20 protein-coding genes and 2 pseudogenes are annotated in these 24225 nt (G+C 31.5%); 18 read left to right on the top strand and 4 right to left on the bottom strand.

The window, feature by feature from the left end; genetic code table 11:
- The first annotated feature begins 249 nt into the window (after positions 1 to 249).
- The 7 genes and pseudogenes from vanH to ACWPW7_RS00620 all read left to right on the top strand — a co-directional run bounded on the left by vanH (position 250) and on the right by ACWPW7_RS00620 (position 6309).
- Positions 250 to 1215 (top strand): annotated as a pseudogene (gene vanH / locus ACWPW7_RS00650) (D-lactate dehydrogenase VanH).
- Positions 1208 to 2239: a D-alanine--(R)-lactate ligase VanF gene (vanF, locus tag ACWPW7_RS00645; RefSeq protein WP_454051982.1), complete on the top strand. Its 1032-nt coding sequence runs from the start codon at positions 1208 to 1210 to the stop codon at positions 2237 to 2239. Before vanH ends, vanF begins: the two are co-directional and overlap by 8 nt.
- 5 nt (positions 2240 to 2244) lie before the next feature.
- Positions 2245 to 2868 carry a D-Ala-D-Ala dipeptidase VanX gene (gene vanX / locus ACWPW7_RS00640; RefSeq protein ID WP_454051981.1) on the top strand — a complete coding sequence of 208 codons (624 nt, stop codon included), beginning with the start codon at positions 2245 to 2247 and terminating at the stop codon, positions 2866 to 2868.
- 445 nt (positions 2869 to 3313) lie between these two features.
- Positions 3314 to 3478 (top strand): annotated as a pseudogene (locus ACWPW7_RS00635) (ATP-binding protein); the annotation flags it as partial.
- Positions 3479 to 3587: 109 nt separating this feature from the next.
- Positions 3588 to 4481 carry a VanY-A/VanY-F/VanY-M family D-Ala-D-Ala carboxypeptidase gene (gene vanY, locus ACWPW7_RS00630; protein WP_454051980.1) on the top strand — a complete coding sequence of 298 codons (894 nt, stop codon included), beginning with the start codon at positions 3588 to 3590 and terminating at the stop codon, positions 4479 to 4481.
- A gap of 289 nt (positions 4482 to 4770) precedes the next feature.
- Positions 4771 to 5406 carry a VanZ family protein gene (locus tag ACWPW7_RS00625; RefSeq protein WP_454055453.1) on the top strand — a complete coding sequence of 212 codons (636 nt, stop codon included), beginning with the start codon at positions 4771 to 4773 and terminating at the stop codon, positions 5404 to 5406.
- 537 nt (positions 5407 to 5943) lie between these two features.
- Positions 5944 to 6309 (top strand): sensor histidine kinase, encoded by a 366-nt coding sequence (locus ACWPW7_RS00620; protein ID WP_454055452.1) that lies wholly within the window; start codon positions 5944 to 5946, stop codon positions 6307 to 6309.
- Between the two features lie 159 nt (positions 6310 to 6468).
- On the opposite strand, the gene ACWPW7_RS00615 is transcribed toward ACWPW7_RS00620, so the two are convergent.
- Entirely contained in the window at positions 6469 to 7452 is a 984-nt protein-coding gene (locus ACWPW7_RS00615) for a helix-turn-helix transcriptional regulator (RefSeq protein ID WP_454051979.1), read from the bottom strand.
- Positions 7453 to 7993: 541 nt separating this feature from the next.
- Between ACWPW7_RS00615 and ACWPW7_RS00610 the strand changes: the two genes are divergently transcribed.
- The 3 genes from ACWPW7_RS00610 (at position 7994) to ACWPW7_RS00600 (ending at position 12361) form a co-directional block, all read left to right on the top strand.
- A complete protein-coding gene (locus ACWPW7_RS00610; protein ID WP_454051978.1) occupies positions 7994 to 9763 on the top strand; it encodes an ABC transporter ATP-binding protein in 1770 nt (589 codons plus the stop codon).
- Complete coding sequence (locus ACWPW7_RS00605) at positions 9750 to 11474, top strand: ABC transporter ATP-binding protein (RefSeq protein WP_454051977.1); 1725 nt, start codon at positions 9750 to 9752, stop codon at positions 11472 to 11474. The genes ACWPW7_RS00610 and ACWPW7_RS00605 overlap by 14 nt, the downstream gene beginning before the upstream one ends.
- A gap of 260 nt (positions 11475 to 11734) precedes the next feature.
- Positions 11735 to 12361 carry a non-canonical purine NTP pyrophosphatase gene (locus ACWPW7_RS00600; protein ID WP_454051976.1) on the top strand — a complete coding sequence of 209 codons (627 nt, stop codon included), beginning with the start codon at positions 11735 to 11737 and terminating at the stop codon, positions 12359 to 12361.
- Positions 12362 to 12645: 284 nt separating this feature from the next.
- On the opposite strand, the gene ACWPW7_RS00595 is transcribed toward ACWPW7_RS00600, so the two are convergent.
- Together ACWPW7_RS00595 and ACWPW7_RS00590 are read right to left on the bottom strand one after the other, a co-directional pair.
- Positions 12646 to 13575, bottom strand: coding sequence for a hypothetical protein (locus ACWPW7_RS00595; RefSeq protein ID WP_454051975.1), 930 nt, complete (start codon positions 13573 to 13575; stop codon positions 12646 to 12648).
- Between the two features lie 25 nt (positions 13576 to 13600).
- The gene (locus ACWPW7_RS00590) at positions 13601 to 13966 is read right to left on the bottom strand and encodes a VOC family protein (RefSeq protein WP_454051974.1); all 366 of its coding nucleotides are present in this window, start codon (positions 13964 to 13966) and stop codon (positions 13601 to 13603) included.
- 129 nt (positions 13967 to 14095) lie between these two features.
- Here ACWPW7_RS00590 and ACWPW7_RS00585 point away from each other — a divergent pair, with 129 nt between their 5' ends.
- Positions 14096 to 15040, top strand: coding sequence for a helix-turn-helix transcriptional regulator (locus ACWPW7_RS00585; protein WP_454051973.1), 945 nt, complete (start codon positions 14096 to 14098; stop codon positions 15038 to 15040).
- 789 nt (positions 15041 to 15829) lie between these two features.
- Here ACWPW7_RS00585 and ACWPW7_RS00580 read toward each other — a convergent pair.
- The gene (locus ACWPW7_RS00580) at positions 15830 to 17215 is read right to left on the bottom strand and encodes an MATE family efflux transporter (RefSeq protein ID WP_454051972.1); all 1386 of its coding nucleotides are present in this window, start codon (positions 17213 to 17215) and stop codon (positions 15830 to 15832) included.
- Positions 17216 to 17485: 270 nt separating this feature from the next.
- Here ACWPW7_RS00580 and ACWPW7_RS00575 point away from each other — a divergent pair, with 270 nt between their 5' ends.
- The 7 genes from ACWPW7_RS00575 (at position 17486) to ACWPW7_RS00545 (ending at position 24223) form a co-directional block, all read left to right on the top strand.
- Entirely contained in the window at positions 17486 to 18373 is an 888-nt protein-coding gene (locus ACWPW7_RS00575) for a LysR family transcriptional regulator (RefSeq protein ID WP_454051971.1), read from the top strand.
- A 295-nt stretch (positions 18374 to 18668) separates the two neighbouring features.
- A complete protein-coding gene (locus ACWPW7_RS00570; protein WP_454051970.1) occupies positions 18669 to 19118 on the top strand; it encodes a MarR family winged helix-turn-helix transcriptional regulator in 450 nt (149 codons plus the stop codon).
- 252 nt (positions 19119 to 19370) lie between these two features.
- A complete protein-coding gene (locus ACWPW7_RS00565) occupies positions 19371 to 20723 on the top strand; it encodes a serine hydrolase (protein WP_454051969.1) in 1353 nt (450 codons plus the stop codon).
- 414 nt (positions 20724 to 21137) lie between these two features.
- Complete coding sequence (locus ACWPW7_RS00560) at positions 21138 to 21389, top strand: transposase (protein ID WP_454051968.1); 252 nt, start codon at positions 21138 to 21140, stop codon at positions 21387 to 21389.
- Positions 21390 to 21399: 10 nt separating this feature from the next.
- Positions 21400 to 22374 (top strand): IS3 family transposase, encoded by a 975-nt coding sequence (locus tag ACWPW7_RS00555; protein WP_454055450.1) that lies wholly within the window; start codon positions 21400 to 21402, stop codon positions 22372 to 22374.
- Positions 22375 to 22914: 540 nt separating this feature from the next.
- A complete protein-coding gene (locus tag ACWPW7_RS00550) occupies positions 22915 to 23469 on the top strand; it encodes an RNA polymerase sigma factor (RefSeq protein ID WP_454051967.1) in 555 nt (184 codons plus the stop codon).
- The gene (locus ACWPW7_RS00545; RefSeq protein WP_454051966.1) at positions 23462 to 24223 is read left to right on the top strand and encodes a hypothetical protein; all 762 of its coding nucleotides are present in this window, start codon (positions 23462 to 23464) and stop codon (positions 24221 to 24223) included. Before ACWPW7_RS00550 ends, ACWPW7_RS00545 begins: the two co-directional genes overlap by 8 nt.
- Positions 24224 to 24225: the final 2 nt, after the last annotated feature.

Genomic DNA, 24225 nt, shown 5'->3' with positions numbered 1-24225 from the left:
ATTTACCCTACTTTTTATTTTAAAAGTTTTTTCTATACTATAAACAGCTCATCACCATCAATGGTTCTTGCTTTTAGAGCTGAAAGATGCTTATTGCGGTTCAAGCATTAATCACACGAAATTGAACTATAGCGAAAGGCATTTTAACAAGGGGATTCTCCATCAAGCACCTCTCGTGGTGATGAGCCCTATAAACAAGTTAACTCAAGGAGGGAACTAAAATTATTTGACAAGAGAGAGGTTGATAGTATGAAAAATACCGGCATTACCATTTATGGATGTGAGAGGGACGAGGCTGAAGTGTTCAATGAACTTTCGCCACGCTTTGGTGTCATACCTACCATTACAAGCTCTGCCGTATCAGAAACCAACGCAATGTTAGCCACTGGCAATCAATGTATCAGTGTGGGGCACAAATCTGAGATTTCCGAATCCATTCTTTTTGCGCTGAAGGAATCCGGCGTCAAATATATCTCTACCCGAAGTATTGGCTTCAATCACATAGACGTGAAGGCCGCGGAAAGTATGGGTATCGCTGTTGGAAACGTGGCATATTCACCGGATAGCGTTGCAGATTATACATTGATGCTGATGCTGATGGCGATACGAAACGCAAAATCCATTATGAGCCGTGCAGAAAAATATGATTTTAGCTTGGATACTGCCTGCGGAAAAGAATTGCGTGAGATGACTGTTGGCGTGCTGGGGACTGGTCATATAGGCAAGGCGGTTATTGAGCGACTGCGGGGATTTGGATGTCATGTGCTGGCGTATGGTCACAGCAAAGAGGCGGCGGTATTATGTATCCCTCAATGAATTGCTGCAGAAAAGCGACATTCTCACCATTCATGTGCCGCTTGGCACGGACACATATCATATGATTGGTCACGAACAGATTGAAGCAATGAAACAGGGCGCGTTTCTTATCAATACAGCCCGCGGCGGGCTTGTGGATACCGGCGCGCTGATCAAAGCGTTGGAAAATGGAAGGTTAGGCGGCGCGGCTTGGATGTGTTGGAAGGAGAAGAAGGACTTTTCTATTTTGATTGCACACAGAAACCGATTGACAACCAATTTTTGCTTAAGCTCCACAAGATGCCAAATGTGATCATCACTCCGCATACGGCGTACTATACCGAACGGGCATTGTATGATACCGTTGAAAAGACAATATTGAACTGTCTGGATTTTGAGAGGAGAGATACACTTGAATAGATTGAAAATAGCCCTCCTATTTGGGGGATGCTCAGAGGAACATGATGTGTCGATAAAATCGGCGAAAGAGATTGCAGATAACATCGACACAGAAAAATATGAGCCGATATACATCGGAATCACCCGATCCGGCGTTTGGAAAATGTGCGAAAAGCCATGCGTGGATTGGGAAAACGAAAACTGCCGTTCGGCAGTGCTTTCTCCGGACAAAAAAATGCACGGGCTGCTTGTTATGGGGAATAAAGGATATCAAATACAACGTATAGACGCGGTATTTTCGGCTTTGCACGGCAAATCGGGTGAAGACGGCGCCATACAAGGTTTATTTGAATTGTCCGGCATCCCCTATGTAGGCTGTGATGTTCAAAGTTCGGCGGTGTGTATGGACAAATCCCTGACATACATTGTGACCCAAAATGCTGGTTTTGGCACTCCCGAATTTTTGATTTTGAATCATGGCGATATACCGGATTCAAATCCCTTAACATATCCTGTTTTTGTTAAACCGGCGCGTTCCGGCTCATCTTTCGGCGTGAATAAAGTCAATAACGAGGACGAATTAGACGCTGCCATTGAAACAGCAAGGCAGTATGACAATAAAGTCCTGATTGAACAAGCTGTGCCAGGCCTTGAAGTGGGCTGTGCTGTGTTGGGAAATGGTACTGACTTAATCGTTGGCGAAGTGGACCAAATTTCACTTTCGCATGGTATCTTTCGCATCCATCAAGAAGATCAACCAGAAAAAGGTTCCGAAAACGCAGTTATTTCGGTTCCCGCGAACCTGTCGGCAGAGAAACGCATAAAGATACAAGAGACGGCGAAAGCAATTTATAAGGCGCTCGGCTGTAAAGGTCTTTCTCGTATTGATATGTTTTTGCAGGAAAACGGACGTATTATACTGAATGAAGTCAATACGTTGCCGGGATTCACGACATACAGCCGTTATCCCCGTATGATGGCTGCCGCGGGGATGACACTGTCCGAGTTAATTGATCATTGCATCACACTGGCACTCAAAGGATGATACGCATGGAAAAAGATTTTGTTTTTTTAGATGAAATATTGCATGGAGTTCGTTGGGACTCCAAATATGCCACATGGGACAATTTCACTGGAAAACCGGTAGATGGTTATGAAGTCAATCGCATAGCGGGGACATATGCTTTGGCTGTTGCGCTGCTTAAGGCAAAGAAGCAGGCAGCTGCTCTAGGGTACGGTTTGCTCCTTTGGGATGGCTATCGTCCTCAACATGCGGTAAACTGTTTATTGCATTGGTCTGAGCAGCAGGAAGACGGCCGCACAAAAGAAAGATATTATCCCAATATTGATCGGAGCGAGATGGTTACAAAGGGATATGTGGCGTCAAAATCAAGCCACAGTCGCGGAAGCGCCATTGACCTTACGCTTTATAGACTGGACACGGGTGCGCTTGTCCCTATGGGGAGCGACTTCGATTGTATGGATGAACGTTCACATCATACCTCAAAAAAAATTTCAAGCAATGAAGCGCAAAATCGCCGGCTATTATGTTCTATTATGGAACACAGTGGATTTGAACCATATATATATGAATGGTGGCACTACGTATTGAAAAACGAACCATACCCCAACAGCTATTTTGATTTCCCCATTAGCGAGAGCCATCTCAAATGAGATACTAAGCCGTTTGGATAGTAGATTGGAAAGGTACAAAACAATTTTTAAATTTTATTTTAGAACGAGTGCAAGAGGGCAAAAAAGATGAAGCTAAAGCGTGATTAGCTGAAATTTTTTCAAAACACGCAGATGCACACTTAATACTGAATATGTGGAGAGTTTTATCCCAAGGATGATTGCTATATTTAAACCAGAATGTGTTGAGGAAGTAAAAGGTATCATGACACAATTTGGTGGATAGCAACGTTAATAATTACTGTTTAGATACAGAAAAAATTTTATACTTATCCTAAAATAAAGGTGCTGATCCAATTCGTGGGTAGCACCTTTATTTTTTTAGCAAACAGCAATTTCTGTTGCTATTTGAGCGGATTGCTGACTGGGGTGAAGCGTGCCCACTAAAGACTGCATATGATGAATTTAGTGATATTGCACAAGGCATTCTGGTGACAAAGCACGAACTCGTCAAGAAAATAGCACAGGTCTCGGTTTATTTATTGCGAAGAATATAGTAGAGCAACACAATGGGACGATTACTGCTGAAAGTAATTTAATACGCACTATATTTGAAGTCCGTTTACCAATGGAGGATTCCCAAAGAGATTAAGTGTAAAATCCAAGTAAAAAATTTAAGGAAAATTTAATATTTACCCCACTTTTTATTTTAAAAGTTTTTCCTATACTATAAACAAGTTAAGTTAAGGAGGGAACTAAAAATGAAGAAGTGGGGACTTTTATTGCCATTTGCATTATTCATAGTTTTTATTTTTAATATATTACCGATATCTCAAGATAAAGTAGATATTCAAGGAGAGATTAAAAAATATGAACAAAATAATAAAGATACATCGGATAATAAAATGGCAGCTAAAAATATCCAAAAGATTGAGCTTACGGAAGAACAGATCTATCAAGGGAATCTACTCTTGGTCAACAATGAACACCCTGTTCACCAAAAGAGTATAAAATCGGATGTCATAAATTTATTTACGCACAAAGAATTGACAAAGGGGTATGGGTTACTTGATAGCGAAATTAAATTGTCAGAAGAAATAGCTGAAAAATTTTCTGAGATGATATCTGATGCTGAAAAAGATGGGGTTTGTCACTTTTTAATTAGCAGTGGTTTTCGAGACTTAGATGAGCAAAGCAGACTTTACGAAGAAATGGGTTCTGATTATGCTTTGCCAGCAGGTCAAAGCGAACACAATTTAGGATTAGCACTTGATGTGGGATCTACTCAAATGGAGATGGATAAAGCGCCAGAAGGAAAGTGGATAGAAAAAAATTCTTGGAAATACGGCTTTATATTACGCTATCCCTTGGATAAAACGGATGTTACAGGAATTCAATATGAACCTTGGCATATTCGATATGTCGGCTTGTCTCACAGTGCGATTATGCAGGAAATGAATTTAGCTTTGGAAGAATATTTGGATTATTTAAAAGAAGAAAAGAGCATTTCTGTTAGTGTTGATGGGAAGAAATATACAATTTCATATTATCCCATTTCTCAAAATGAGGCAATTGAAGTTGAAGTACCAGCGAATGAACAGTATGAAATATCTGGTAATAATATAGATGGAGTGATTGTGACTACATTTTCTTGAATTAGGTTCTAAAATGATAAAGTCATAGGTTTAAATGTAAAGTTAGGAGGCATATTCTATATTCTTACAGTTTTGTATACTTATTTTTGTATTATTATTTTATGTATTGTGTTTCAAATTGGATTTTTATTAAAGGCGTTAAAAATTAAGAAAACATTAAGAATTGTATTCACTTATTCTTAAGTTTTTGTTGATATTATAATCATGTCAATAATTAAATTTTGATTCAACAAGGAGGATTATTGTGTCACTATTTCAGTATTTATATGTCTATATTCGTATATGTATTATGTATGTTGTTCACACTGATTTTTTAATTAACATTATTTGTACATGCATTTTATGTATTGTATTTCAAAAAGGATTTTATCTAAGGGCTAAGAAGAAGGAAGAAGGAAGTGTTTCCCGCAAGCATTTTCTAGGGGTATTTATTTTTTTAGTGTATCTGGCAGCTGTTTATGGGGTAACAGGTATAGGAACAATTTGGGATGTGCAACGGTTTGTTACCACATCTACATCTGGATTTGATCGAATTTATTTAGTTCCATTCTCTAGTTCTCCTGAGTCAATGATGCCGTATGTTTTGAATATTATAATGACGATACCATTAGGATTCTTGTTACCATTGATTTGGAAACAATTTCGAACAATTAAAAAGGTTGCCTTGTCGGGATTTTTGTTATCCTTAAGTATTGAATTAAGTCAATTGTTCACTCAAAGTCGAACCACAACGACAGATGATTTAATTATGAACACCCTAGGAGCTATTATCGGATATTTCATCTTTAAAGCATTCTTTCACATCATCTTGAAAAAAAATAGCACCGAAAAAGATGAAACAATATCATCTTCATTTGTCATCAAACAGGAAGCAATCTTTTATTTAGTATTATCATTTTTGGGGATGTTTTTATTTGCTATTTAGGGCTTTTCGCCATCAATAATACTTGACAAAAAATAAAGTCAATATATTATAAATGACAGACTACAATTGAATGGGAGTAGGACATATAGTCTTAGGAACTTGGTATTATCAATGTTTCCAAGGCTTTTTCTTTGCTTGTAATATCAAGTTGATACCAGTTTGGAAATAAAGATAGGTTTTAAACTTAATTTAGAGGGATTTTTCTACCGCACTTTCGCTTGCTGGACTTGTAAAAAACTTCAAAAGGAGACCTTCTCAAGTTCTTTACAAGTAATAGATTAAAATTTTAAAATGCTATGGTGGTTATTTTGTATTCAATTAGCTACTATCTTTGGTTCAATTTGGTTCAAATGATATTCTTGAAAGTCCATTTTTATCCGTTTCTCTCCATTTTGAAAGGGGAAAGTTATTGATATAAAGGGATTTTCGAGGATAGGTGTTCATAGTTTTTAGTAAGGCATTTCTCAAAAATTTAATATTAAAGAATTATTAACTCAAATCATATATGAATTTGAGCTTGTGTTTTAAAAACAAAAAATAGATATTAACTTAAAGAGTGATGACGCTGTAATTTTTGCTGTAAAAGAAGACATAAGAACTATTCTTGTGAATTTAATAGATAATGGAATCAAATGTAGTGAAGATGGACGAATAAATATTCAATGCAAATGTGAAAATAATATTTATATTATTATAGAAAATAAATGCCTTCCTATTCCAAAGGAAATTAAAGAAAATTTATTAGAATCTTTTACTAAGTATAATTATGGAGACCATACACAAATAAGTTCTGGATTGGGTCTATTTATATGCAAAGAATTAGCGGAAAAAAATAATGCATACATAACTTATAAGGTAGATGAGGGAAAAATCTGCTTTATGATAGAATTACCTTTGGAATGATAAGGATATAAGATACATAGTTGAGAAGAGAAGTTATTTAAAAATTGTAGCATATATACAGGCTTTAGTAAAAAGAGTGGTGAGAAAATATAAAAATAGACTTAATACTGCAAATGTAGGATTAAGTCTATTTTTTATTATTTAGAAGAAAACTTTGAACTAAAAATAGTTTTTTCTATACTCATCTGGTGAATAACCATAAACTCTTTTAAATGCTGCTGAAAACTTACTAGCATTTGCGTATCCAATATGTTTTGCAATATTTTGAATTTTTAACTCATTATTGGATAGAAGAATCAGGGAATGTCGCATCTTAGCAAGACGGATATATTCTCCAATTGTCATGTGGTACGCAACTTTAAATGATTCACGTAGTTTTGTTTGACCAATTGCAGCAATCTTACAGAGCTCTTTAATATCTGGTGGATTAATAACATTTCTATCAATTGCAGATTTTACTAATTCTAGTTGTCTTAAATCTTTAGTTGAAACAAAGCTTACAGCTTTTTCTATTTTATGTTTTTCGTTTAAGAAATTACCTGCAATGATTGAAAGCAATTCACCAATCTTACTTTCATAATATAAACGAGACTTTTCAAAAGATAAGAGTTTTTGTTTAATCTGTTGGAACAACAATGTCACTTCTGGTGTGTTATAGTGTTGTGTCTTCCAATTAAAAGTTTCTGCAAAATTAAAATCATCTTCAGAAAATTGACTTTCTAAATGTCTTGCGATATAGTCCTCTAAAATCAATATATTAATAATTTGGATTGGCTTATGATTCCCAAAGTAAATACGACCTTTCGTCAGTTTATTAAAATATACATTCACGCCAGCTGGAACATCAAAAGTTTTCTTACCGTTTTGAATTAAAGAAATTTTACCACTTTCTATTAAGTAAATTTCTATTCGTCTTTGATTAAGCTGATATGTCTTATAAATTGGTGAATAAGGTGTCCAGTTACTAATCGAAAGAAATAGACCTGGAGAAGGATTCACCTGATAAATAAATCCTTCTCCCTCTTTTGGATTAGGTTTTAAAAAGTGTTCCCCGTTTTCAATAACATTTCGAAAAGCAAGTGATTCTGTAAAAAAAGCTGCAGAACCTCTTTCACCTATTTCTTGGTATAACTTACATTCCAATCTTATCACCTCCCACTACGGAGTTCTATATAAGCTTATTAGAAAACTCCATTTTATCTTTTTAATACTCTCATATGACAGAAAGAATGTTTATTTAAATTTCAAATATATAGATATATAGCCTATATCATAAGATTTTCTTTAAAAGAGTAGCTTTTTACCTCTTATTGACGAGGAATTTCTCAAAGGATACAATGATTTTTGATATATGGTTAGTTAGAACTAACTTATATGATTATAGCATTTTTTCTGTCAGTCATCAATTAAGCTTTTACAGAGAAAATAGTAATTAATTTTATAGTAGGAATCTTATCAATGCACAGTCCACAATTCACAATTGAGGTGAAAATTATTTTTAGCAAAATAATCTCTTTAATATATTTTTAATTAGCAATGCAATTGCTAATCTTTCATAAAAAGTTACCCTGTAACTTCAAAAAAATTAATTTAAAATTCCTCAGTGATAACTGAGAAATATCCACAATTGTGAATTGTGCATTGTGAATTATGCATTGAATAAGGTTGAGGGGATGTGAATTATATGAAACAAAAAGAAAAAAATCCAATATTACTTCTATTAAAATGGGCGGGAAAGGATAAATATTATTTATATTTGTCGGTAATTTTGTCACTGATTAGTGGTCTTAGCACAATGATTCCCTATTATGGTGTATATAAGATTATGGAAAATGTTTATAATAATATATTTTCTAAAGAAGTTTTGTTATATTATGCAGTACTAATTGCTGCTGCAGTTGCTATTCGTTTTATAATGTTTGGTATAGCTGGCGTACTGTCTCATAAAGGAGCTTACAATGCTCTATTTAAAGTGCGCTGTATGTTGGTAAATCATATGGCAAAGGTTCCTCTTGGAAATTTAAGTGAGAGAAACACAGGTGAAATTAAAACCACATTAAATGAGGAGATTGAAAAGTTAGAGCTATTTTTAGCACACCATTTGCCAGAACTTATTTATTATGTCAGTGGACCAATTGCAGTATTTATATACCTTTGTACAGTAAATTGGAAACTGGCATTGGTATCATTGATTCCTTTAGTTTTGGCCTTTGGATTGATGGCTATTATGTTCCGTGGAACAGATAAGATGATGGAGCGAGCAAATCGTTCTATTTCAAATCTAAATTCCACTATGATTGAATATATTAGCGGAATGAAACAGATTAAAGCCTATAATATGGGAAGTCATTCCTTCAAAAAATATTCTGATGCCATTGAAGATGAACATTCCGTTTGGAAAGAAATGTCCCGTAGAATGGGGCCACCCTATGCTGCCTATGTTGTCATTGTTGAGTGTGGTCTACTGCTTATGGTACCACTTGGAGGATTCTGGTTTTTAAAAGGTTCTTTAACTGCTAGTGCTTTTATTCTCTTTGCCTTTGTAGGCTCTTTGTATTTAACAGAGTTACGACCTTTGCAGGAACTTGGTTCCAGTTTTGCGCAAGTCCTCAATGGTATACGTAAAGCTGATGAAATTCTTCAAATACCTGCTTATGAGGGGGGAAGTGCTTTCCCTAAAAAGAGAGACATCACAATTAATAATGTAAGCTTTGCCTATGATGGAAAAAATAATGTTTTAGAAGATTGCAAATTAAACATTCAAGATGGAGAAAAAATCGCATTGGTTGGTCGTTCTGGTGCAGGGAAAAGCACTATAATTGAATTAATTGCCCGTTTTTATGACGTTGGAAAAGGTGAGATTTTAATTGGTGGAAAGAATGTAAAAGAAATCAATTATGAAGACTTGCTACAAAATGTTTCTGTTGTATTTCAAAAGACTTTCTTAACTAAGGATAGTGTTTTAGAAAACATTAGAATGGGAAGTAATGCCACTATTGAAGAAGTTCGTTCAGCGGCAAAAAAGGCGCAAATTGATGATTTTATTATGAAACTTCCAAATGGATACGATACTCTTGTAGGAAGTTATGGATCTAGATTTTCAGGTGGTGAGAAACAGAGAATTGCAATAGCTCGTGCTATTTTAAAGAATGCCCCTATTTTGATTTTAGATGAAGCAACTTCTGCAGCAGATCCAGAAAACCAAGTAGAAATTGATAAGGCAATTCATAATCTTTGTAAAGGGAAAACAGTAATTATTGTAGCACATAGATTAGGTGTTGTTCTTAAATGTGACAGGGTGGCTGTAGTAGAAAGTAGTACAATTACCTCCGTTGGTACTCATGATGAGGTTCTTAAAAATAATCTCTATTATAGGCATGCATGGCGAGATTATGAGGAGGCACGTGGTATTACCTACAAAATAGAAGGAGGTACGCTCTATGAATCCAAATAAAGTGATGAAAAAGAATGGAAGATTCTATTTGTCTATGGCACTTAATATGCTAGAAGGATTGTTATCTGGATGTAATTTTATGATGCTTTATTATTCTATTCAGGCGCTGTGGAACCATAACTTAAATATAAAATTACTTCTTTCTTTAACGGGTAGTCTTGCATTTGTATTCATTATTCGATTGATTTCCTATAGTATTGGTTATACTCAGGGACAAATCGGTGGAGCTAATGTAAGTCGGAATATACGTTTATTTTTAGGTGATAAAATTAAAAAAATATCCTTAGCTCGTTTTACAAAAGGACAAACAGGTGAATACATCAATGTTGTGACTAGTAATGTTAATAACTATGAAAAGATTCTCACTCATAAATCTGGAGATATTGTAAAAAATATAGTACTTTCTCTTATGGTTATTTTATTTATGGGAAGTGTTTATTTTCCTGTTGGGGTAATTCTACTCATTGCTGATTTAATGGTGATACCAGCCTTATGGCTATCTTTTCGATCCGTAAAAGAATATGGAAGTGAGAAAAATCAAATTTTAGCAGATAATGTGAGCAATATTGTAGAATATATTACGGGTATACAAACATTCCGTGCCTATGGTATTGGAGGAACAAAGAATAGATCTGTTACAGATTCAATGAGATCCTATAGTGATGTGAGCTATGTATATGAAAAAAAAGTTATACCTGTTGGCGTTACATTTAACATCATTGCATGGTGCAGTCTACCAGCAACTATTATTGCTGCGGGAAATGCTTGGATGTCTGGAATACTAGATACAGCTGCTTTTCTGATGGTTAGTATGATCCCAATTTTTGTATCAAAGCTAGCAGGAACTATTTTTATTGATTGTACATCATATAAAAACTTAATGATTTCTAAAGGAAAGATTACTCAGATTATCAATGAACAGGAAGAAAGAAAATCAGATGTTATATTTACACCTGAAACTCAAGGTATATGTTTTGAAGATGTGAACTTTTCTTATGTGGAGGGGGAACCGATTCTTACTGGAGTTAACTTTACAGCAGAAGATAAAAAGCTAACTGCAATTGTTGGAGATTCGGGATCTGGTAAATCTACAATTCTAAATCTTATTTCTAAATACTATGAACCACAGGCTGGAGATATTAAAATTGGAGGCATATCTATCAATGATATAAATTCAGAAAAAGTTTTGAGTCAGATTTCAATGGTTGATCAGGATGTGTTTTTATTTAATGATACCATTAAGAATAATATACGTTATGCTCGTCCTTCAGCCACCGACGCAGAAATTGTGGAAGCTTGCAAATTAGCAAACTGTGCTAACTTTATTGAGAAATTGGAAAAGGGATATGATACGCCTGTAGGAGAAAACGGCAACCAGATTTCAGGTGGTGAAAGGCAAAGAATTTCTATTGCTCGTGCTATTTTGAAAAATAGTCCAATCATACTTTTGGATGAAGCAACAGCTTCTTTAGATATTGAGAATGAGCTAGCAGTAAAAGAGGCAATTTTAAATCTTTTAAAGGCAAAAAAGACAGTGATTATGATTGCGCATACACTCTCAATTATTAAAAATGCTGATAAAATTCTTGTAGTTTCAAATGGTAAAGTTATAGAACAGGGAACACATAGTGAATTAATAAAGAAGCGAGGAAAGTATAATGCCATGTGGCAAGCAGAAGAACAAATTTATAGAATTAAGGAAAATGCTTAAAATCATCTTTAATAATTTAATAGGATAAAAATGATTATTTAGTATTGAGATTAATAATAAACTATATTTATATGAAAAATAGCGATTTTATAATTAAAATCGCTATTTCTTTGATATATACATAATATTTATAATGAATAAACCTACTTGTTCATCCAAAATTAGTAGGTTTATTTATCAACTTATAATAAAATAGAAATTAGTAAATAGATAATTACCTTAAGTTTATTATAAAAAATATTAATTTTAGGGGTGAAAATATGAAGCTGTTATATGGTACATCTAATCCAGCAAAATTAGCACATATGAAAAAAGTCCTTGAAGGGCTGGATATTGAAATTATAGGATTAAAGGATATTAATTTAAAGTTTGATGAAATAGATGAAAGTGGTAATGAGCCACTAGAAAATGCTAGGATTAAAGCTCTTGCATATTATAAGACTTATAAAAGTCCAGTATTTTCTTGTGACTCAGGACTGTACATAGAAGGATTAAGTAAAGAAAATCAACCTGGAGTACATGTTAGAAGAGTGAATGGAAAAAGCTTAGATGATGAGGAAATGATAGATTACTATAGCTCCTTAGCTAGAAAGTTAGGAGGACAAGCAAAGGTAAGATATAAAAATGGCATATGTCTAGTGATGGATGATAAAAACATATTTGAATATGATGGAGAAGATATAGGAACAGGAAGTTTTATAATATCTTCAAAGCCTCATGAAAAAAGAAATGAAGGATTCCCTTTAGATTCTCTTTCAGTAGATATAGAAAGCAATAGGTATTATATTGATATGGAGAATAATAAGAAAAATAAAGAAGATGATATTCAGAATAAAGGATTTAGAGAATTTTTTAAGAAAACAGCATTAAAGTATGCTGGATATTAATTTTAATGTTAGCATTACTTTATTCAATTCACAGCGTAAACCAATGCACAATGTAAAATTCATAATGTACAATTAAGGATGAAATTATTTTTTAGCAAAATAATTTCTTAAATAGATTTCCAACTAGCAATTGCATTGCTAGTCAGTACGTGGCGAACACTGTTCGCCGCTACAGAATTAATTCTAAGCTTCTCAGTGATGACTGAGAAATATCCATAATTGTGAATTGTACATTATAAAAAAGAGTTCAGCGAACTCTTTTTTTATTTCAGATGCCGTATTTATTATAATTTTAGTATAGCGGTTTTAATTTGATCCTCAATATCTGCTATGATTTTAAGTGTATCAGCCACATCATCTAAGCGATTTAATGTTGCTAGTGTTTGGCATTTGCCAAATAATCTAGATTGTTTTTCTTTTAGTGTTGATATTACACCGTTTCGATTATTAAAATATTTTGCGAAATCTTGTGCTCTTCTTGCTGCTAATGGAAATGCAAAATATATTAAATGAGACATTTCTCGATTCGTAATTTTTTTGTTTTTAAACTCGGTTGCCTTTATATTTATTGCTTCTTTTCCAAAAGGCATTTTAGATTTTTCCATTGCCTTTTGTTGATTTATATATATGGTTTTAAAATTGTTAACTGCTCTTAAAAAAATCTCATCTTCACTTAGATTTAATTCTTTCTTAGGAGAAAACCAGTAATGATAAGGTCCTTTTTTACAGTGTATTTTATCAGCTTTCCAAGCTAAATCTAATTGACTTAAAGATAATGATACAAAAGGGTAACCATGTGGATCATGCAATAATATTTCATTGTTATTCATTTGTAAGGCTAAGACATAATGATCAGATCCACTTAGATATTTATGATTTGGTAAATATGTTAAGAATCCCATATCTAAAGGCCCTAACATAACTGGATAAATAGATAGAACTTTTAAAAATTCTTCTAAGGGAAGTTTATCTCCATAATTGCTAACTCTTTCATTTATAGTAAAACCTAATGAATGAAATGCTGCATTAATTGCTACATCTGGAGTAGTTATAGAGTTATCAAAAAACAGTAAACCATCTTCTATAGAAGCACCTAATGAAAATCCTGTGAGCACTTCTATTAAAGAATTACATACATCTTCATCTATTGTAGATAATAACATAGAAGCGGAGTTAGAATAACAATATGAACCATTTCCTCTATATGAAATCATGTAATCAATCCTTTCAATTAATATATTATTTACCTACTAATACAAACACATTTTTATCTGGAGCTTCCAACACTGCAACATGACCAGATTCAGTTTTAAAAGGTTCTCTAATCCAATTTACATTGGGATTTTCACTTAAGTTATTGTACGTATCTACAACATCATCTACATATATTTCTATATCTGTTACATTGATATCAGCATTATTTTGAAGAACAAGCTCTGAGCTATTTTTTTCAGGAAACTTTAATCCAATCAGTGTCCAAAGTTTACCATTATCTAACTTTCTTTCAATTTTCCAATTTTCTTTTAAACCCAAAGCGGTATAAAAATCAACAGAATTTTTGATATCAGAAGTATAAAGGGATACACATTCTAATCTTTTGAACATAATTTAACCTCCTAATTAATAATTTTTTTATTATCAATATAAATGTAACATGTATCTATGACAACTATTGACGTATTTATTATAAGAAGACTATAATGAGTAAAAAAACATATTCTAGGAGCTAAAATTATGAATAAATCTAAACGATTAGTAGATTTAATAATTGTTATTAATAGAAAACAAAACTTTACAGCAAAGGAATTAGCAGAGGAATTTGGAGTTTCAATACGTACAATACAAAGAGATTTGAAAGATTTAGAAGATTTAGGGGTTCCACTATATACAGAACTTGGAGCTAAAGGTGGATATAGATTATTAAATAAAAAGATATTACCTCCTATAGCATTTACAGAAAATGAAGCTATAGCAATGTTTTTTGCTTATCAGTCTCTTCAAAATTATGAATCATTACCTTTTGAAGATGATACTGTATCTGCATTAAATAAGTTTTATAATTATCTTCCAGATAATACGAAAGATAAAATTGATGTAATGAGAAATCGAGTTTTATTTTGGATACCAAGAAGAAATGAAGAAAATCCATACTTAAAATTTATTCTAGAAGCAGTAATTCAAAGAAGTGTTTTATCAATTAAATATGAATCTATGAGTGGAATTAGTTATAGAGAAATTTTACCTATTGGCATATATTCGCATAATGGCTATTGGTATTGCCCAGCATTTTGTTTAAAGAAACAATCTTACAGATTATTTCGAGTTGACTATATTAAATCAGTAAGTATAAATGAAGATACAACTGTAGAAAAAGACATTAGCAATATAACTTTAAAAGATTGGTTTGAACCATCAAAGCCTAAAGAAACTGTAAGGCTAAAAGTAAGGCTTTCTAAAAAAGGAGTTAGAAAGTGTCAGCTAGAACCGTGGATGGATAAAAAAATAAAAGTTAATGATGATGGCACTGGGATTATTGATACAACTATAGATATAAGGGACATAGACTATTATTCAGATTTTTTATTAGGTGTAGGTACAGATGCAATTGTTGAGTCACCTAAAGAAGTAGTTGATTTAATTTTAGAGAAGATAGATAAAATAAAAAACAATTATAGATAAAGTTAAGTAATGCACAATTCAAAATTAAGGTTGAAATTATTTTTGTTCAATCTAATTTTTTAAATAAATTTTTGTAGCGGTGAACAGTGTTCGCCGCTACAGTTAGATGATTGATAATTAATATGGAATTTAATTTTGACTAGCAATACAATTGCTAGTTTTTCCACCTCTGGGGAACTTAATCAATTGAGAATTGAAAATGGAGAATTGACAATTGTGGTGGAAATTAATTCTTATAAATTAATTTCTTTAAATAGATTTTTCAATAAAAGTGACTGAGTCACTTTGAAAAGAAATAAATTTAGAACTTCTCTTGTAGAAAGAGAAGTATCAATAATTCTTCATTGTCAATCGTCAATCCTCAATTGTATAAGGGTTCCTCTGAGGTGCAGTATGGTTTGGAGCAAAAATTAGCGGATTTATGCTAATACTATGGAGAGACGCAATGTTATTAAAATATTGTTTAATGATGCAAATATAGTATCATACCATACTGCACCCCAGAGGCTTTATCAATGCACAATTCAAAATTGGCAATTGACAATTATGGTGAAAATTATTTTTAAATAAAATAATTTCTGTAAAGGATTTTTTTGACTAGCAATGCAGTTGCTAGCTACCGTAGGGGCGAGCAGTGTTCGCCAGTTCCTTTTGAATGTATCCTATAATTGAATATTAATGCAATAATATGTGGCGAACACTGTTCGCCGCTACAGTTAAATAATTCAAAATTTCTCAGTTTCCATTAAGAAATATCCATAATTGTGCATTTTGCATTATGAATTAAGCTTACATACATTCTTTTTCTTCAGTTATTTTATCTTTTAGATCAATAATATTATTTTGCCACTTACCTTTTTTATAAGTTATAAATCCAAGGATATCTGCTAAAAGCCATCCAATAGGTATGGACCACCAAATACCTTTTTGTCCAATATATGAAATAGAAGAAAGAGAGTATGCCATTAGTACACGGGTACCAAGAGATACTATTGTTAATACCACAGACATTGTAAGATTACCTACACCTCTAAAGAAACCATAGAACATAAAAAGAAAGCCAATTAACATATAAAATATTCCAACTACAGATATATACTCAATACCAGTTTCTATTACTTTCACCTCACTTGAGTCAACGAATATTTTCATGAGATATTCTGATGACATTAAAATCAAAATAGATGAAATAATACAGAAAACAATAATTATTTTAATAGCAGATTTTACCCCTTCATGTACTCTTTCTTTTTTACCTGCTCCTACGTTTTGAGCTACATAAGTTGAAAAGGCATTACCAAAATCTTGAACAGGGAGATATGCAAGTGAATCAACCTTCCCAGCAGCAGTAAAAGCTGCTATTACATCCGCACCGAATGTGTTAACAAGACCTTGCACAGCTACCATACCTATAGACATAATAGACTGTTGTATAGAAGTTAAGAAACTATACTTCGCTATGACTGGGAAAATTGTACGATCAAATACAAATTCTTTTTTTTTCATTCTTAGTATGGGAACTTTTGAAAAAGCGTATATTAAACTTAAAATTGAGGCAATAGCTTGAGCTATAACGGTAGCATATGCAACTCCTGCAACGCCCATTTTAAAATTTAAAACAAATACAAGATCCAATACTATATTGATAATACAAGCAATAACTAAAAAATATAAAGATGTTTTTGAATCACCTAATGCTCTTAGTAGTGATGCTATTGCATTGTATAAAAATGTAAATATTAATCCGGCAAAAACAATCTTAAGATAAGAAGTGGAGTCTTCTAATATTTCCACTGGAGTTTTAATCAGTATTAAAAGGGGTTTTGTAAATAAAAACGTTAAAATTGATAAAAGTACAGTAAATATAAACATAAAAATAAAAGATGTTGAAACTACACGTTTTAACCCTTCATAGTCTTCAGCACCAAAATATTGAGAAATGACAATGGAACTTCCCATACATAGTCCAATTATTAATAAAGTAATAAAGTTCATAAGTGAAAAAGATGATCCAACAGCAGCAAGGGCATTCTTACCTACAAATCTACCAACTACGATAGAATCAACCATATTATATACTTGTTGAAATATATTTCCTATAAGCATTGGAAATGCAAAGTTTAATATAAGTTTTGTTGGATTTCCTTTTTTCATATCCATTACCATAGTGAGCATACTCCTTTATTTTAAAATAATATTTATAAATAAAAAGTTTTAGTTATAAACTAAAGATTATAACTAAAGTTTTTTAGTAGAGATTTTATTATTATATAAAGAGAGAGATTTCTTTTATATAATTTTATTTTGTTAAGTTTATAAGGTAATGCAATAAGCAAAATTGTATTCAAATACCAAATTTATGGTAACATATAAATAAATATATGGAAAATATTATTTTTATTTGGCTTACATATGTTTTTCATATGTAAGGTGGGAGATATAATTATGGATATTAGACAATTACGATATTTTATTGCTATTGCTGAAGAAAAACAAATTACTGCTGCAGCTAAAAAACTTCACATGACCCAACCCCCTTTAAGCCAGCAACTAAGTGCTATGGAGGAGGAAGTTGGGGTTAAGTTAGTTAGTAAAAGTGGAAAATTTCTTGAGCTCACTGATGCTGGAAAAGCACTTTACCAGAATGCTTTAAATATAGTAAATCTTATGGAAGAATCCAACATTGAGATTAAAGAAATAGGAAGTGGTGTAAGAGGCAAATTACTAATTGGTGTAAATACACTATCATATTATAAATTATCTACTTTACTTAGTATTTTTCAAGAGAGATACCCTTATGTATCTTATAAAATTCAACAAAATGAATCGGGACAGCTATGCAAACTGTTGAAAGAACGAGCTATTGAATTGGCTATTGTTAGAATGCCGGTGGAGTTAAAAGACTTTTCTGTTTTTCATTTTGAATCAGAAAAATTTTGTTTTGTAACATCAAATAAAATAATACTACCTTCACAGAAAATATCTTATGAGCAAATACAGAAGTATCCACTTATAGTACCTAGTACTGAAGGATTAGGTCTATATAATATGATTTTAGAACCATTTTTACATCGTGATTTGAATGTAAATATATTATGTGAATGCTCGGACATATTAGTTTTATTAGAATTAGTATCTTCGGGATTTGGTACAACTATTATTCCTGAATCAGTACTTAAAATACATAAAGGATACAATGTAAGGATATATGAAATTGATGATGATAATTTTATTGCACAATCAGGATTAATTTGGTTAAAAGATCATTATTTATCCAAGACATCTGAAAATTTTATTAAGCTTTTAAAGGAGATGTATTCTGAGAATATATAGAATCAATGGAGAACTTCATCAATGAAGAACTTCAACAATGGAGAATTGAAAATTGACAATTACGGTTGAAATTAGTTTTAATCAAACCAATTTCTTTAATAGATTTTTGTAGCGGCCAACAGTGTTCGCCATTTTTTTATACATATTTACTTAAATTTCTTAGTTTCTACTGAGAAATGTCCATAATTATAAAATTAATATTTTTAATTATAATTTGCTTGACAAAAGAGAAGAAAACGATATATTATTAATATAAGTTAATTATTAAGGTATCTTAACAATGGAGGTTACTAAAATGAATGAGGAACTGATTCAATATGTAAAAGAGATGAGAGAAGCAGACTATGCATGTAATATGATGTTATTACAGGAATATAAAGATTTAATGGATGATGAAATCACCACAAAGCAAGGTGTTTTGCTTGAGTTGGTGCATAAACATGGAAGTCTTAATATAAGTGAAATTGCTGAAGCTATGGAAATTACATCTAGTGCAGTTAGTCAAATCGTCAGTAAATTAGAAAAAGAAGGATATATAAAGCGAGAAATTAACCCTAGTAATCGTAGAGAAATCTTTGTTGAAATGGATGAAAAAGGTATTGAGCATTTTAAAAGATGCGAAGAAGTTGAACGTTCTATTATTAATCGCTTTTACTCAAAGTTAGACTGGGATGAAATTGTAGTTTTAAGAAAACTCTCACTAAAATTTAAGAAGGTCATTGAAAAAGAACTAGAACAAAAATAATTTTTTTTACTCTTCATTTAAGTAGCCTAAAATATTTATATAGCTAAAATAAAATGTTTCTATTAGAGAAATATATAAGCACCTTCAAAAGATAATTAGCTAGTATTTAGTTATGTTTTGTATCATATTGTGTTGTTAAAACCTATTAATAGCATTATTATCTTAGTCAATTTCATTCTAGTAAAGAATATATTTTTAGAATGTTTTATTAATTATTTTACTTTAAATGTTTAATTCAAAGGGGGAATTTTTATGAATAAAAAACAAGAGAAACTTCATAATTTATTTATGAACTTAGCTGAGAAAAAACAATTTAATGGAGCAATTTTAGTAGCAGATGGTGGGGAAATAATCTATAAAGAGGCCTTTGGTATCGCAGACATATCAACGAGTCGTCCACTAACTACTGATTCTGTATTTGAATTAGCCTCTGTATCTAAGCCAATTACTGCCATGGGAATTATGATTTTAAAAGAGCAAGGTAAGCTTGATTATGAAGATTTCATTGAGAAATGGATTCCAGACTTTCCTTATAAGGGAATTACAATTAGACAACTTCTTAGCCATACATCCGGTTTGCCAGATTATTCTGTTCTTTTTATAGAAAAGTGGAATCGTGATAAGATTGCTAGCAATCAAGACGTATTGGAAATGCTAAAAAAATATAAACCAGCTATGTATTTTGAGCCTAATGAAAAGTGGGAGTATAGTAATACTGGATATGTTGTCCTTGCTTTGATTATAGAAAAAGTAACAGGGATGAGTTTTGAGGAATATATGGATAAATACATCTTTCAGCCACTTGGCATGAAAAGTTCAAGAGTATATAACCGTAGATATAATAAGGAAGAAATATCTGATTATGCTTATGGATATGTGTACTCTCATCAGTCAGAAAAATATGAGCTTCCAGATAAATTAGCTGGAATAGAATATGTTGTATTCTTAGATGGAATGCAGGGAGATGGGATGATAAGTTCAAATGTTGAAGAGCTCTTTATTTGGGATAGAGCATTATATTCAGAAAAGCTAGTGACTAGAAAAACATTAGAAGAAGCTTTTGCGCCAGTATATTTAAATAATAAAGAAACCTTTGATTATGGATTTGGATGGATTATTGATTATGATAATGATATGGGAAAGGTAGTTAGCCATAGTGGGGGATGGCCAGGATATAACAATTATTTATTTCGTTATATAGATAAAAATAAAACAATTATATACCTATGTAACTTTGAACAAAATATAGATTTTCAGCAACAAACCCTTTTAGCAGTGCAGCAAATCTTGTTTGACAAACCGTATACAATTCCAGAAGTACCTAAGGCAAAAGAAAGAGTAGATATAGATGAAAGTGTTTATGACCAATATATAGGAAAATATCTTTTAGATCCTGGATTAGAAATAACAGTTATAAAAAAAGATGGAAAACTATTTTTTCAAATGTTAATGAAATCACTATATGAATTAATACCTCTATCAGAAACAAGATTCTTTATAAAACATGCTTTAGTTGAATTGGAGTTTTTAAAAGATGAAAAAGGCAAGGTTTGTGAATTAGTCATTTATCAATCTGGTGGTGAGAAAGCAATTCGAATTGATTAAAGAAAAATTTAAAACGAATATTTTATTTATTAATATCATCACAAAAATATCTTAGAGTAATTCTAATATACTATTGTTCCTGTTACTTAGGGCTTCATAGTAGAATAAGTTATAGTCAAAATAGTTACAATATTAACGTCAACAGTAAATAACTGGTGGCGTTATTTTTTATTTATTTAATAAAATTTTGAACAAAGTAAAACTATTTATAATACCATTACGAATATATGGATGTACCCAACCTAAGATTTATATGCATCAAAATAATTGCTAGTATCTACCTCTGGGGAACATAACCAATTAAGAATTGAGAATGGAAAATTGACGATTGTAGTTCTCATAGACCCCCTCAAGATGTTAGACACTTCGTTCAAATGACTATACAATAAAAAAGCAAGGTTGAGGGGGTAAAATATGACTACAAAATTTACAAGAAAGTTTACAGAAGAAGAACGAGTTGCAATTGTTAAGGAGGCATTGGAATATGGAAGCAATGCTTTAGTTGCTGCAAAATATGATATTAATCCTAAATTGCTATCAACATGGAAAGGGAATTATAGGAGATATCAACAAACGTTGAAACCAAAGGAACCTAAGGAAGAAAATATAATTGTGAATTATAAGAGTATAAAAAACTTGTTGAAGAAAATAAACAGAAAGACCTAGAAATAGCAGTATTGAGAGATTTATTAAAAAAAAAGAAAATGAAATAGATTATTATGAGTATGCAGAGGAATGGATAGCATGTGGAGCACCAGTAGCAAGCATTCTTAGGATACTAGGACTGAATAGATCTACATACTATCGAAGAAAACAAGCTAAAAAAGATGGAAATACACCCATTGTAAGAAAAGAGGGAGTTATTCCAGGATTTAGCTATAATATTGATAATGTAAAAGTAAGTGACTTAGTAATACAAAAGTACATTATGGAAATAAAGTCCTGTGACCATGGACGACACTATGGTTACAAGAAGGTTACAGCAGTTCTTAAACGAAGGTATTGCTTAAAGATAAACAAGAAAAAGGTATATCGGCTAATGAGTATATTAGGGATGATACAGAAATCTAAGGAGCCAGTTACAAGATATAAACGTGTTTGTAAGAATCACTTAGTTAAACAGTCTAATCAACTTTGGGAGATGGACACAAAGTATGTGTATATTGCTGGTACACGTGAAGTTGCTTATTTAGCTTCAATTATTGATGTTTTTGATAGAAGTATTATAGCATGTAAGCTATCACCTTCTGCTAATGCTGAAGCAGCGCAAGAAGTATTGCTTATAGCATTATACAACAGAAGCATCAAAGATGCTGTTGACGGACTTACTGTCCGTACGGACAATGGTTCACAGTTTATAGCTCATGACTTTGAAAAGCTATGTATAAAAGAAAAGGTGATCCATGAAAGGATTCCAGTGCATAGCCCGAACTATAATGCACATATAGAGTCATATCATAGGTATCTTCAAGATGAGTGTCTAGCTGGCAAGATATTTAATAGTTTAGAAGAGGCGGAAGCCATCATTGATAAATATGTATATGGATATAACACTATACGAGTCCATTCATCAATAGATTATAGAACTCCTGATGAGTTCTATAATCTAAAAAATTGTAAATTTAAGGATAAGCTAGTAATTAGTATATAGTGTCCCATTTGAGGGGTACTAATCCGTAGTTGAAATTAATTTCTTTAAAAATAAATTGATTCAAAGCTTCTCATATAAAGGAGAAGCTTCAATAATTGTCCATTGTCAATCATCAATTTTCAATTGTATAAGGGTGCAGTATAGCTTGCAACAATAATAATAAATTTAACTAATATTAATGGAGATAACCAAGAATAAGGGACGGTTTATTCTTTTTAATAATTTTCATTTTATAATTTGTAATGGACCGTCCCTGTGTCTGTTCAATAATTGATAATAGAAACTAATTTGGGTTTTGTGGAGAACACTGTTCTCCGCTACAGTTAATTAATTCTAAATTTCTCAGCCTTTGCTGAGAAATATCCACAATTGTGAATTTTGCATTGTGAATTGTGAATTGAACTAAGTTGTGAATTGAATACTTAAAGAAACATCTATACAAAATTATAAGTTACATTTTAAGATATTAAATTTATATAAGGAATATGAAAAAAGTCTCACTGATCATTTTCATGAAAATAGTTAAGTAAGTGGTGAAATATGGATAAAGAAAAACGATTGATAAAGGAAATTAAGCTGAAATCAAGCAAAGCTGCAGCAAATGAGCTTATTTCTATATATTATAAGGAAATATATGCATATGTATATAAACAAACAATTAATAAAGAACTATCTATGGATTTAACACAAGAAATATTTATAAGCATGCTACAATCAATAAATAATTATGATGGAGAAAAAGCTTCTTTTAGAACATGGCTATATAAAATATCCACTAATCGAGTAGTGGATTACTATCGTTCTAAATACTATAGATACAATAGTATAGCTGTTACAATTGATGATTATGATATATATGATGAGGAAGATTTTACAATTAATATAGAGTATAGAGAAGATGCTCAAAGAATTATTGATATAGTAAATAAGTTTGATGGGATAACACAACAAATATTTAGATTAAAAATTTTTGGGGAGAGTACATTCTTAGACATATCAAATATAGTACAAATGCCAGAATCTACTGTTAAAACTAAGTACTATGCAACTCTTAAGAAAATAAGAAAAATATTAAAGGAGGCGCAATATGAATAAGGAGAAGTTTCATATAGAAATGCCTGATGACTTAGAAATAGAAGCTCAAATTAAAACTATTATAAATAAGGGGATTAAACCAAAAGAATCATTTTATTCACATCTAAAAAATATGTATAGGCAGATTGGTTTTAAGCATCTGTTTCACGATATAGGAGAAATTAGTTTTCTTATAATATTAATATTGCCTATATTAATTTCTCTTACTGTAGGTATTAGTAAGAATTCTAATATGGAATATGAGGTAATATATTCTCTTATATTTATGGTTTCTCCAATATTATATTTAATTATGTCATTATTTTCTTTTGTTAATACAAAACAAAAAGGTACCTATGAAATAGAGATGGTATGTAAATATAATATATACCAATTAGCAGCATTGAGAATGCTTATTTTTAGTATTATTTGTATTATAGCCAATGGAATATATATATATGGAATTTTCCTTGGATATGAACAAATAAACTTTTTAAAGGGATTCATGATTTCAGTTACAGCATTATTTTTATTTTCTACTGTATTTTTATATTTAATAACTAAGATAGGTTCAGGTTTTACAAAGTACTTTGTAATTGGAGGATGGATATTTATAAATTTAGCATTAAGTATATTTAATATGAATTTTTACAATAAATTGCTTATGAGTATACCTACATATGTGTATTTAATTGTAATAATTGCCTGTGGTTGTAGTTATATAAAAAGTTTAAAAAAGCTTATTACTTTTAGAACTGTAAAAGGAGTGTTTTAAAA

This window comes from Clostridium sp. Marseille-Q7071 (assembly GCF_965112025.1).
The sequence above is the reverse complement of the archived record's forward strand: the minus strand, read 5'-3'. Positions and strand labels throughout refer to the sequence as shown.

Bases quoted from the DNA above. Each gene is read 5' to 3' on its own strand.
- ACWPW7_RS00600 (WP_454051976.1), top strand. From the start codon at position 11,735: ATGAAGCTGTTATATGGTACATCTAATCCAGCAAAATTAGCACATATG.
- ACWPW7_RS00550 (WP_454051967.1), top strand. From the start codon at position 22,915: ATGGATAAAGAAAAACGATTGATAAAGGAAATTAAGCTGAAATCAAGC.
- ACWPW7_RS00585 (WP_454051973.1), top strand. From the start codon at position 14,096: ATGAATAAATCTAAACGATTAGTAGATTTAATAATTGTTATTAATAGA.
- ACWPW7_RS00560 (WP_454051968.1), top strand. From the start codon at position 21,138: ATGACTACAAAATTTACAAGAAAGTTTACAGAAGAAGAACGAGTTGCA.
- ACWPW7_RS00545 (WP_454051966.1), top strand. From the start codon at position 23,462: ATGAATAAGGAGAAGTTTCATATAGAAATGCCTGATGACTTAGAAATA.
- ACWPW7_RS00570 (WP_454051970.1), top strand. From the start codon at position 18,669: ATGAATGAGGAACTGATTCAATATGTAAAAGAGATGAGAGAAGCAGAC.
- ACWPW7_RS00565 (WP_454051969.1), top strand. From the start codon at position 19,371: ATGAATAAAAAACAAGAGAAACTTCATAATTTATTTATGAACTTAGCT.
- vanY (WP_454051980.1), top strand. From the start codon at position 3,588: ATGAAGAAGTGGGGACTTTTATTGCCATTTGCATTATTCATAGTTTTT.
- ACWPW7_RS00595 (WP_454051975.1), bottom strand. From the start codon at position 13,575: ATGATTTCATATAGAGGAAATGGTTCATATTGTTATTCTAACTCCGCT.
- ACWPW7_RS00590 (WP_454051974.1), bottom strand. From the start codon at position 13,966: ATGTTCAAAAGATTAGAATGTGTATCCCTTTATACTTCTGATATCAAA.
- ACWPW7_RS00610 (WP_454051978.1), top strand. From the start codon at position 7,994: ATGAAACAAAAAGAAAAAAATCCAATATTACTTCTATTAAAATGGGCG.
- ACWPW7_RS00605 (WP_454051977.1), top strand. From the start codon at position 9,750: ATGAATCCAAATAAAGTGATGAAAAAGAATGGAAGATTCTATTTGTCT.
- vanX (WP_454051981.1), top strand. From the start codon at position 2,245: ATGGAAAAAGATTTTGTTTTTTTAGATGAAATATTGCATGGAGTTCGT.
- ACWPW7_RS00580 (WP_454051972.1), bottom strand. From the start codon at position 17,215: ATGCTCACTATGGTAATGGATATGAAAAAAGGAAATCCAACAAAACTT.
- ACWPW7_RS00625 (WP_454055453.1), top strand. From the start codon at position 4,771: ATGTATGTTGTTCACACTGATTTTTTAATTAACATTATTTGTACATGC.
- ACWPW7_RS00575 (WP_454051971.1), top strand. From the start codon at position 17,486: ATGGATATTAGACAATTACGATATTTTATTGCTATTGCTGAAGAAAAA.